Source organism: Nocardia sp. CNY236 (assembly GCF_000482385.1).
Classification (GTDB): domain Bacteria; phylum Actinomycetota; class Actinomycetes; order Mycobacteriales; family Mycobacteriaceae; genus Nocardia.
This window is the reverse complement of sequence record NZ_AXVD01000016.1, coordinates 156,187-166,549: the sequence shown is the minus strand read 5'-3', so window position 1 is coordinate 166,549 and position 10,363 is coordinate 156,187. Positions and strand designations below refer to the sequence as shown.

Below are 10,363 nucleotides of genomic sequence, written 5' to 3'. Positions count from 1 at the left end.
CCTTCGAAGACTTTGGTCGGTCTTTTGAAGGATCACGCGGTGACCGTCCTCTATCCGGCTACGACACGCTCAGACTTCGCTGGCGTCTGGTCGTACACCACTTTGCTGGACGCAACCCGGCGCCGCGCCATCGGCTTGTGCCCGACACCGCGCTCTACTCGCAGACTGAGCAGCCTGAGGCCCGCAAGCTGAAGTTGTTCGGAGATAACATCTTTCGCGTCGAACGGCCTATCATGATGATCATGATAGGTGGAAGTTCGCGTGAGAATGCCGGTTCGCAAGATCGCATGAGTCCACCGAACAACACCAAGGAGGATTGGCGCTGGATCCGATCGCGTGCAGTTGATGCGGTCAATGGCCTCATCGAATACGAGGAACCAACGCTCAACCTGGAGGATTTCGCGAACAAGCCGCTTCAGCTACCGTCTTCCGAGCTACTGAAGGTCGATCGGCCTCATCCGCTACCACCGTTCCAATGGTCCGGCCAGACCTTCTTCCTCGAGGAAGTGAAGGCAGCGCGCACCGGCACGCCGCGTCGGTGTCGCGTACACCTGAGGTTCACACCTACACAGCGGCAAGTCGTAGTCAAGGTCACGCAGAAGGCTCGCCAGGCCCTGCGAGGAGCGACGCGCGTGCGCGTCAAGTACTGCGACACCAGCCTGCTGGATCACCTGCGTGGACGGCTGTGCGAGATGAGACGCGGCCCCCGGCTTCCCGACCTGTGGTCAGCGCAGACGCTTTCACCCGCCCCCGATGTCGATGGCCTGAACACGGATCAAGCACAAGCGTTTCACGCCATGACAACCGAAGGCGGATGGCTCATCTGGGGACCTCGTAGTACGGGGAAAACCACCGTCATCGTCAAGGCGATCGAGGCGTCCATGGCTGCCGGTAGATCTGTGCTCATTGCCGCGCACACCCACAGCGCCGTAGACAAAGTCGTGAAGCAAATGGCCGACGTCGTCTCGGGTCCGGGCCAGATCGTACGGGTGGGCAGACCAGAAAAGATCGACCAGACTGTGCGCGAGCATGATTGGCTGCTACTCGACAAGGCTGCCGCTGTGCTCACCGACCGGGCAGCAGCCTTACAGGAGATCCTCGAGGAACAGGCGGCCAATAGCTCGGACCCCGCTCGCGGCGAGCTCGACTCGATCGTCGACCGCCTCAGAGACTGGGATATTCCATTGATCGAACAGGCCTACAAGGCACAGGGCGACGCGGATGAAGCCGTGAGGCTCGCCGCAGATTGGGAACCAACGGTCGAGAACATCGCCCGGCTACACCGGGAGATCGGCCAGTTGTCAGAGCAGTCCGACGCGGAGAAGACAGTCGCCAATACGCTGCCCAAACGGCAGCTTGACGTCGCCTCGGCAGCGAAGCAATACCATGAGCTCACCCAGCGCATCGCTACCATCGAATCAACTCTCGCCGAGCAGGACAATAACGGAGACGAAGAGATGGCCGCGATCGATGAGAACAGGGCCGAACTCGAGAGACTAAGAGGCAGTCTCGACTCAGTCAATGCCCATGCCGCGGAGAACAAACGACGTTTCGCCCTGGCTCGAAATGCATTTCGGCGACGCCAGGAGTGCAGGGAAACGATCGCTGAACTTCGACAAACTCTCCAAGAAGACGAACTATGGCTCGAGAAATTTCCCGAAAATATGGAGCTGTACAGGACCGCCGCCGAGGCTGTTCCGAACTACGAGGACGTCATCCGCAGCGCGAAGGCCGTCGGTGCGCTCGATCTGATCGATGAGATGAAGCGCCTCGAGAAGCGGGTCCACGAACTCGATGCCGAGTTAAAACAACTCCGCAACGAGCAGGGGCAGATCGAAGACGAGTGCATCGAAGCCAGGAAACACCTACTCAAATCTGCTCCCGTCATCGCCTCCACGTTGGCTACGCTGACGACCTCCAATGATCTGGCAAACCGGCGCTTCGACACCGTCATCGTCAATGACGCTGCGTCGACCTACGTCAGCCAGCTGGTTTACGCGGGTTCGAAGGCCGATCGCGGTTTCGCATTCGTTGGAGACTTCATGCAGAACTCCCCGATCACCGATATCGGCGATGGGGTCACCGAGGAAGAACAACAGCTGCGCCGCTGGCAACGTGACGATGTCTTCGCGCTGCTGGGAATCCGCGATCGCGCCAAGGCAGAAGCACATTCTCGCTGCGTTGTTCTTCGAACCCAGTACGGCTATCCGAAAATCATCGCCGACATCGTCAACGAATTCTGCTACGCCGGCCTACTCGAAACCTTGTGGAGCGGAAAAATCGACAGCCCGGTCATTACCTTCGTTGACACCTCGAAACACCCTGAACAGGGCCTTCACCGCGACGGCACATCCTGGTGGCATCCACTGGGGCTGAAGATAATGGACGGCCTGTGCCAAAACCGCGACCGGACCCAATCGATGGGGCTCGTTTGCCCCTACTCGGCGCACGCCGACCGGGCGAGCTCGCTATCGAAACTCAAGGGCTTCGATGTGCCCTGCGGCACATCGCACCGCCTTCAAGGCCGCCAGTTCGACACCGTGATCTTCGATCTGATGCAGGACAATGGACGGGAGCACTGGGCTGCCCAAGCCGCTCTGAACGGCGAGCGACGCCAAGTAGCCGCCGCCAAGCTACTCAACGCCGCGCTAACCCTCACGCGGGGTCGCCTATTCATCATCGGAGACTGGGAATTCTTGGGCCGGAGACAAACTCCCGGAATGCGCGCGATCAGAAACGCGCGCTATCGCCGAGAGTTTGAGGTTGTTGCAGCCGAAACGCTGATCGGTTGATCCAGCTCGCAACTCGCTCCATTGCACTAGCCTCGATCTTTCGCCGGGCCCGCATCCTGGCGTGATCGGGTTCGGATTGGGTTTTCGCTGCTGATCAGCGGGGTGTGGGCAACCGAGGGTAGCCCGGTCAGCGGGTTGGCTGCCGGGTTCCACGGGCCCGGGATGGTTGTCCTTTCGTCTGGTAGGGGTGGTTGTTGCTGGTCAGCCGGGTTGCAGGCGGTTGATCGCGGTGGTGAGCAGGCCTGCGTGTGGGGCGTGGTGCGGCAGGCGTAGCCAGGTGCGGCGGGCGTGGCGGATGATCCGGGCAGGGAGTGAGAATAGTTGCAGGCGTAGCGTTTTCGGTGACCATCTGCGGGCGTCGTGGTCATGTAGGGCGATGGTTTGCAGCCATGCGGTCAGGTCCAGGGCCAGTGCCACGAGGGCGAGCCAGATCCGGTTGGCGTCGTAGGCTTTGAAAGGCAGGTTACCGGCGCCTGTGTCCTTCGCCGATCGGATTCGGTCCTCGCAGCGGGCGCGGCGGCGGTGCCGTAGCTGCAGATCCGGCAGTTGGCCGCGGCGGGTGTTGGTGACGAACGCGGTCAACCGCAGGCCGTCGACGTCGGTGAACCGTAGCTGCGCTCCGGGGTGCGGGCGCTCTTTCCGCACGATGAGCCGCATCCCGTCCGGCCAGCCCGACAACTCGGCCAGATCGGTGATCTCGGCGACCCACGCGCCCTCGCGCACCTGGCCCTCGGCGTCGTAGGCGGGGGTCCACACCTTCTTCGGGACCAGGTTCACGGCATCGACGAGCGCGTCGGTGAGGGTGAAACCCAGCGAGTACCCCACCCTCCGGTTCGTGCAATAGGTGAGGAATTCGTGGGTGCCGCCGCCGGCGTCGGTGCGTACCAGCACCTTTCGGCCGACCCGGTACCCAGGCCGGAACGGCAACTGCTCGAGCGCGGCGGCGAGGACTTCCTTGTGGTCGGCAGCGGTATTGGCTGCGGCGTTGCCGGGCCGCAACAGCATCGCCGCCGGCTCGCCGGTGCCGCCGGAGCCGTGGTCGATGAACGCCAGCAGCGGGTGGAACCCGAATCCCTTCTTCCAGGTCGGGGCCGCGTGTTCGTTGTCCGAATGCGCATCGACCAGACTCGCGTCCACGTCGATGATCAGCGGATTCTCCGCATCGATGCCGTGATCGGGAGCGTGCTCACCGGCAGCGGCCCACGCCGCCGACCGCGCTACCGCGCGAGCAGAAGCGATCACCGCCAATGCCTTCGGCGCGTCAGCGGCCAACGCCGCAATCGTCCGCGATACCGTCGGATCCGAGGCCACCGACCCGAACACCGCCGGCTCGCACCGCAGCAGGGCAAGATCGGCTGCACAGTCCCCGCCGAGCGCGATCGCCACCGACAGATCCAGCACGATCTTGCCAGGATCATGAGTGGCCAGAGCCTTACGCCACAGCGACAACCCCGCCGACAACTCCCGATCCAACCCCACCATGACCGCGGTCCGCAGCAACGCCACCGCCCCCGCCTGCGACACCACACCCGAACCATCCCCGCCAACTTTCAGCGACGGATACCACGACATAGACTTGTCGGATAGCCCCGGCGCATTACTGCGCCGAGGCCCCCTCAGAACCGGACGTGCCCGCTTTCCGGGCATCTCGGCTCAAGCAAGCTCTCGAGGCGTTCGAGGTTGCAGAAATCTCGTGCTGCTGTTGGTTTTTCGTCGCAGGCACGAGGCGTGAGCGAGGCGGGGTTGCACTCCATCCGGTGTTTCGGCTCCCTGGTAGGCGATGTGTCGTGCTTTGATCGCCGTTCTCGTGGTGCGCAGCCATTGCTCCCACTGCGTCGGGGACTGCGGTGGCCGATCGGCAAGTAACAACAACTGGCCGCAGAGCTGGCAGCAGCCTTTCTGCTGTCGTAGCAGCCGCAGTGTCGCCCGGTCCAGTGGGGCCGGGCTGGTTCTGCGGCGCCGATCGGCCCAGTAGTCGGTCAGGGCGGGGTCGTCCGGAGACGATGTGCCCTTGACCAGCCGGTGCCGGATGATCTTCGTCCAGCAGAACCTGACGAGGTAGGCGCCGGTTTCCCGGTCGCCGAACACCCATCGGTCCTGCCGGGCGGTGTTGAAACGGCCGAAGTACCGGTCGACGACCCAATGCTTCGACTTCGTCGAGTGCCTGGCCAGTGCCCACCGATAGGTGAGCTGCCAGAGGTGGTGATCCAGGGACACGAACACGTCTTTGGAGACCACCGTCCGGTAGTAGGCTGCCCAGCCGCGAACGATCGGGTTGAGCGTTCGCAGCACCGCCAGAGGCGGAGCGCCGCGCGAAGCGCGGACTTCCCGGCGCAGCCGTTCCCGGATCCGCTTCACGGCTGCTTTGCTCGGTTTGATCAGTAGCTTGCCGCAGCGGTAGCGGCGCACGTTGAATCCGAGGAAATCGAATCCGGTCTCCGCGCGGACAATTCGTGTCTTGTCCTCGTTGAAGACCAGCCCCCTCGGCGCGAGCCACACGGCGAGCCGCTGTTTGACCTGTTCAGCCGCTTCGCGGCTGTGACACAAGGCCACCAGGTCGTCAGCGTATCTGACCAGAACCGGGCTATCGGGCGTGGTTTCTCCGGCATGCCGGCCGGAGAGGTGATAACGCACGCCCGCAGCCGTTTCCATCCCATGCAGGGCAACGTTCAACAAGACGGGGCTGATCAGCCCGCCCTGCGGCGTTCCCTGCTCGGTCGGGGTGAACCGTCCGCGTTCGACCACCCCGGCCTTCAGCCACTGCGCGACCATGCCCCGAGCGGGGAAGGTGCCCAGTTCAGCGAGAAGGTGGTCGTGATCGATGCGGTCGAACGCCGCCGCCAGGTCCGCGTCCAGGATCCACACCCGTTTCGGGTCGCGCCCATTGAGTGTGTTGTAGATTACCCCGATCGCATCATGACAGCCCCGGCCGGGGCGGAAACCATACGATCTCGCCTCGAACCGGGCCTCCCACTCGGGTTCCAGCGCGTTCACCGCCCGCGCCTGATGGCAGCGGTCGACGATCACCGGAATACCCAGCGGGCGGCGCTTTCGCCCCGAGCCGTTCTTCGGGATGAACAACCGCCGGACCGGACGGGCCTGCCATATCCTGTCGCGCTGCTGGATGAAACGCACCAGTTCGGCTTTACCCGCAGCGGTGAGCACGACCTGCCCATCCACCCCGGCCGTCCTGCGTCCGGCATTGATCTCCGTCACCCGCCGCACGCTGATCAGCGTGTTCGACAGGCTCCGGAGCATCAGCTTCTGCAGGTTCCTGACCGCAGCCAGGTCCCCATTCCTCGACGCCGTGAAGATGCGCTGACGCAGCCGACCTACGTTCTTGCCCGCGCGGTCGAAATCGGCACTGTCCCAATCCCGACCCACGAACAGACCGCCCTCCGGTCCGTTCACCCCGACCTCCGTCGCAGCGTCCAACTTGCCCATCGGTGCTGCCGTTGCTGTCATCGTCTCTCTCCACAAGCTCACCCGGCTCGCGTCGGCGTCCTTTCGGACCCGGGCACCAGGCCCGGTATCCGGCGGGTTGGCCGGGACCGCAGCGGAGAGGCCGCCGCTCGTGGTCCCGATTTCCCCTGGCCTTTCGCCCCACCGGCCTTCGCTTCTCGAGCCGTCCTGTCCCGCCGGAGATTTCAGCCTTCCTCACAGTCGGCCCACCGCCACCCCATCGGGGTGGCGGACTCCGTCGGGGTTTCCACGTTCCGCGCATGCAAGATGCGGCCGGGGAGGGCGCCCTCTGTGTCCCGGGGACGGCGGTGTCCTCCCGGACGGCGTGAATCATCCATCCGGCGCCTGCCGCCTTTCAGCGGCTCGCCCTTCACCTGGCTCGAACATCCCACCGGCCCAGGCCCTTTTTCACGAGACGTCATCGAGGGTTCACTGTCGTTCACCCGTCCGGCCTTCCCCTCGCTTGTTGCCGCCGGGTGGAACGGCAGCACTTGGGCTTCTCCCCGGAGCTTCGCACCCCGCCGTTACCAGCGACGCACGTCCGGGTGGGGACAGATCCTCGGACACTGACCCGGGACTACCCTGTCATCGGCACCAACACCGACCCCTCTCATAAGAGCATCCACTCAACACACGCGACCTCGTGTCGCACCTTCACCGAAAAGGTGCTCCTACAACCTCGAAATCCAACCTTCAGCAAGTCGGATTATCGCAGGTAGGAGCACCTTTTCGTTAACTCTGGCATGCAGTACCGGAATTAGCATGAACGGGCGAGGCTAGTGCCTCGTCCAAGTGGGTTGCTTCGGTAACCGGGTGTCGGGTTGATCGTGGGCATGTGGTCGGTGATGCTGCCAGTGGAGATGGTGTCGGTGGCTCGGAGACCGGAAGTGTTTGTGTGGGCGGTGTCCCCGGAGGAGGGGCGCCGGTTGCAGAAGATCACCAAGACGAGCAGGCAGCCGATCAGGGTGCGACGAGCCGTCGTGGTGATGGCTTCGGCGCAGCGGCAGCCGGTGCCCGCGATCGCACGGTTGATGCAGGTCAGCGAGGCGTATGTACGGCAGGTGATCCACGAGTTCAACGAGCGGGGGTTCGACGCGCTGGACCCGAAATGGAGTGCGGGCAGGCCGAGGAAGGTCGATCGGGCGACGGGTGAACGCATCGCCTGCATCGCCCGGTGTTGTCCGCGTGACCTGGGCTGGCCGTTCTCTGTGTGGAGCCTGTCGAAACTGCGAGAAGTGTTGCTCATCAACGGAATCGCTGAGATCAGCCGCGAAACTCTGCGCAAGATCCTCAAAGCTGAAGGCGTGTCGTGGCAGACCACGAAGACCTGGAAAGCCGGTAGCGACCCCGAGTTCACCGCGAAGATGAACCGCGTCCTGGACCTCTACGACCATCCACCCACCGATGGACGGGTGGTATGCGTGGACGAGTTCGGGCCGCTGAACGTGCAACCCCGCGCTGGTCGTGGCTGGTTCCCGCGACGAACCCCGAAACGGCTGCGGGCGACCTACCGGCGCACCCAGGGCGTGCGGCACCTACTCGGCGCTCTGGATCTGGCGACCGGCAAACTCCACTACCGGATCCGAGATCGTCAACGGTGGCAGGAGTTCCTGTCGCTGCTGAAGTCGCTGCGGGCGCGCTGGCGGGGACAGAAGCTCTACGCCATCGTCCCCGCACAAACGCGCCGAGGTCCGCGTATGGGCCGCGGACAACAACGTGGAACTGGTCTTGCTACCCACCTATTCATCGTGGTTGAACTGGATCGAGTCCGAATTCGCGGCTCTACGGTACTTCGCCTTGAACGGGACCGATCACCGCAGCCACGACGAACAGGACGCCGCGATCGGCACCTACATCCGCTGGTACAACCAGCACGCCCGACCCAAACGCGACTTCGCCGTCAACTCCAAGATCCGCCACCCCGATTACCTACCGAAGGTCGCTTGACGAGGCACTAGCCGGGCCGGAGTCCGTCACGTCCTGCTGCACTCCGACGACATCGCGCATCGGTGAAGTGAGCGTCTCAGTGCACCCGATGCCCGCGCGAGGACTGGATATGGTCGGGGACCTCTTCGGGGCGATCACCGGTCGTGACAGTTCCGCTCGGCTCCACCATCAAGATCGACGCACCGTCCGGCGCCATCGGCTTGTGCTCGACACCTCGCTTCACCACATACACCGACCCTTTGGGAACGACGACGTGCCGCTCGGGCGAATCGGGCGAGTCCCGCTCGGCGACTATCATTTCACCGTCGATCACCAGGAAGAACTCGTCGGTGTCGTCGTGCGCGTGCCAGATGTATTCGCCGTCGATTTTGGCGATGCGCACGTCGTAGTCGTTGATCGTCGCAACGATCCGCGGGCTGAAACACTTCGGTGAACGTGGCCAGAACGCTATCCAGACTGACGGATTCAGTGGTCATACCCGGTAAGCCTACTGCTCGGCCATCACCAGAACTCCTCGTCCGCTTCGGGCATCGCGCGGTCGACATACCGTTGAATGCTGTCGACCAGCCCCTGTCGGGTCACTGGGATCGCCACGAGTCGTTCGGATGTGTGAATCAGGTATCGACCGTCGTCGACGAAGTCGATCACCCTCAGGGTATGCCCACCTTCCTTCCAGCCGTCCAGGGCTGGCCCGGCATCCACCCGGATTTCGACGTAGGTGTCATATGGGCGTTCGAAGAAACGAGTCACTTCCGCCTGGGGGGTACGGCCGCGTGAGGCGGTCCAGGCGCGTTCGTCCGGCTCGAGATCGGCACGGTGGAAGTCGATTCCGGTCACCGAACCGAGTGCAGTGTCGGGGAGGATCGTGGTGATTCGTTTCACGACGGCGCTGGATGCGTGCGGGAAGAGCACGATGTCGCCACCTGATTCGGCTTCCGGGCCGGGCTTTTGGGCGGCAACCACGCCCCGGTCGTCGCCGATCCCGGCGCTGACCCTCACCATTCGCTCGCGCCCATCCCGCCGGTAGCCGAGCATCTCGACTCGCACCTGCGGCTGCGCGAGCGCATGCAACGCCCAGTACAAGCCGTCGTCGCCACCGACCTTGTCGACCACCGATTGCGCCGCACCGCTGCGTTCGCGGTCGAACTCCATCTGGGTTTCCACCTCGGTCCGAAAGATCAGTGGAAACGGCATCCGGTCGCGGCCCATTGCCTCCCAAGCGACGTAGAACTCGAGCGGTGACAGCTTCCAGGTGTCACCGCTCGACATTGTCGTCGCCGATCGCCGGAGGGACAGCCGGGATGTCCGGCCCGAGCAGCTGCTCTTGCACGCCGCGCAGATAGTCGGGCGAGTTGTGTTCATTCCCTTCGTCGTCACCCTTGCCCCGCTGACCGGGCGGCATCATTCCGCCAGGCATCCCGGCCATGCCGGGCCGCCCGCCGCCAGCGCCGCTGGCATTCGCCGTCGGCCCACCAGCTGGCATCCCTCCTGGAACGCCGCGCCCAGGCCCGCCGGGCGACGACCCCGAGCCACCGGAATACCCCGATCTCCCGGACGACCCTGGGCCACCGTAGATCCCGGAACCACCAGGCGATCCCGAACTACCAGGCGAACCGGAACCACCGAATCCTGTGCCACCAGAGGGGCCGGTACCACCCGATGTTCCTTGGCCACCAGATAAATTCGGACCGACAGCCGCCCCTGGCGCCGAGTTGTTGCTGGCGGCTGTCGTAGCCGGAGTTTCGGATGGTATCGCGTTCGGATTCCGGCCGGCAGAGTTGTCGCCCAACTGGTCTTGCGACGGAAGTAGTCCTGACGTGCCTGTTTGCTCAGAGGCAGGGCCAGACGATGGATCGGGAGAAGTAGCTGCCGGGTCCGTCCCCGACTGGTCGGAGCCAGGCACTGGCGGGGGCGACGAGGAATCGGATGGCTGGGTAGGGTCGCGAAAAGTGACAGGCGGTTGCGTCTTCGGCGGTTCGGAGCCGGGCACTGGTGGGGGCGACGAGGAATCGAATGGCTGAATAGGGTCGGGAATTCGCGGGACATTCGTATCCGCTTGTAGCGCAACCGGCGCGTACACGGTCCGCATGACCTCATTGGCGTGGTCCTGGGCTGCTTGGGCACGGCCGTGGTCAGCCAGCACGTTGAAAGCAAAAGGTGCG

The 10,363-nt window shown here is 63.9% G+C and carries 7 protein-coding genes and 1 pseudogene; 3 read left to right on the top strand and 5 right to left on the bottom strand.

What is annotated here, in order from left to right:
* On the top strand, positions 1 to 2,792 hold a 2,792-nt coding region (locus K940_RS0111900), incomplete at its 5' end, for an AAA domain-containing protein (RefSeq protein ID WP_155980819.1).
* Between the two features lie 201 nt (positions 2,793 to 2,993).
* On the opposite strand, the gene K940_RS0111895 is transcribed toward K940_RS0111900, so the two are convergent.
* Together K940_RS0111895 and ltrA are read right to left on the bottom strand one after the other, a co-directional pair.
* Positions 2,994 to 4,364 carry an IS1380 family transposase gene (locus K940_RS0111895; RefSeq protein ID WP_036528311.1) on the bottom strand — a complete coding sequence of 457 codons (1,371 nt, stop codon included), beginning with the start codon at positions 4,362 to 4,364 and terminating at the stop codon, positions 2,994 to 2,996.
* An 81-nt stretch (positions 4,365 to 4,445) separates the two neighbouring features.
* The gene (ltrA, locus tag K940_RS0111890) at positions 4,446 to 6,257 is read right to left on the bottom strand and encodes a group II intron reverse transcriptase/maturase (RefSeq protein ID WP_028477736.1); all 1,812 of its coding nucleotides are present in this window, start codon (positions 6,255 to 6,257) and stop codon (positions 4,446 to 4,448) included.
* A gap of 830 nt (positions 6,258 to 7,087) precedes the next feature.
* On the opposite strand from ltrA, the pseudogene K940_RS33560 reads away from it, so the two are divergent.
* Together K940_RS33560 and K940_RS33555 are read left to right on the top strand one after the other, a co-directional pair.
* Positions 7,088 to 7,858 (top strand): annotated as a pseudogene (locus tag K940_RS33560) (IS630 family transposase); the annotation flags it as partial.
* A gap of 112 nt (positions 7,859 to 7,970) precedes the next feature.
* On the top strand, positions 7,971 to 8,201 hold the full coding sequence (locus K940_RS33555) for a hypothetical protein (protein WP_231390344.1): 231 nt from the start codon (positions 7,971 to 7,973) through the stop codon (positions 8,199 to 8,201).
* A gap of 76 nt (positions 8,202 to 8,277) precedes the next feature.
* Here K940_RS33555 and K940_RS27935 read toward each other — a convergent pair whose 3' ends face one another.
* The 3 genes from K940_RS27935 to K940_RS32970 form a co-directional block, all read right to left on the bottom strand.
* A complete protein-coding gene (locus tag K940_RS27935; RefSeq protein ID WP_231390338.1) occupies positions 8,278 to 8,583 on the bottom strand; it encodes a cupin domain-containing protein in 306 nt (101 codons plus the stop codon).
* Between the two features lie 119 nt (positions 8,584 to 8,702).
* Positions 8,703 to 9,470, bottom strand: a complete 768-nt coding sequence (locus K940_RS0111875; protein ID WP_028477735.1) for an ESX secretion-associated protein EspG — start codon at positions 9,468 to 9,470, stop codon at positions 8,703 to 8,705.
* Positions 9,457 to 9,684 (bottom strand): hypothetical protein, encoded by a 228-nt coding sequence (locus tag K940_RS32970; RefSeq protein ID WP_196812171.1) that lies wholly within the window; start codon positions 9,682 to 9,684, stop codon positions 9,457 to 9,459. The genes K940_RS0111875 and K940_RS32970 overlap by 14 nt, the downstream gene beginning before the upstream one ends.
* Positions 9,685 to 10,363 lie beyond the last annotated feature (679 nt).

What these genes read in the sequence shown, in the direction of transcription:
- K940_RS32970 (WP_196812171.1), bottom strand. Translation starts at nt 9,684, where the DNA reads ATGCCAGCTGGTGGGCCGACGGCGAATGCCAGCGGCGCTGGCGGCGGG.
- K940_RS0111875 (WP_028477735.1), bottom strand. Translation starts at nt 9,470, where the DNA reads ATGTCGAGCGGTGACACCTGGAAGCTGTCACCGCTCGAGTTCTACGTC.
- ltrA (WP_028477736.1), bottom strand. Translation starts at nt 6,257, where the DNA reads ATGACAGCAACGGCAGCACCGATGGGCAAGTTGGACGCTGCGACGGAG.
- K940_RS0111895 (WP_036528311.1), bottom strand. Translation starts at nt 4,364, where the DNA reads ATGTCGTGGTATCCGTCGCTGAAAGTTGGCGGGGATGGTTCGGGTGTG.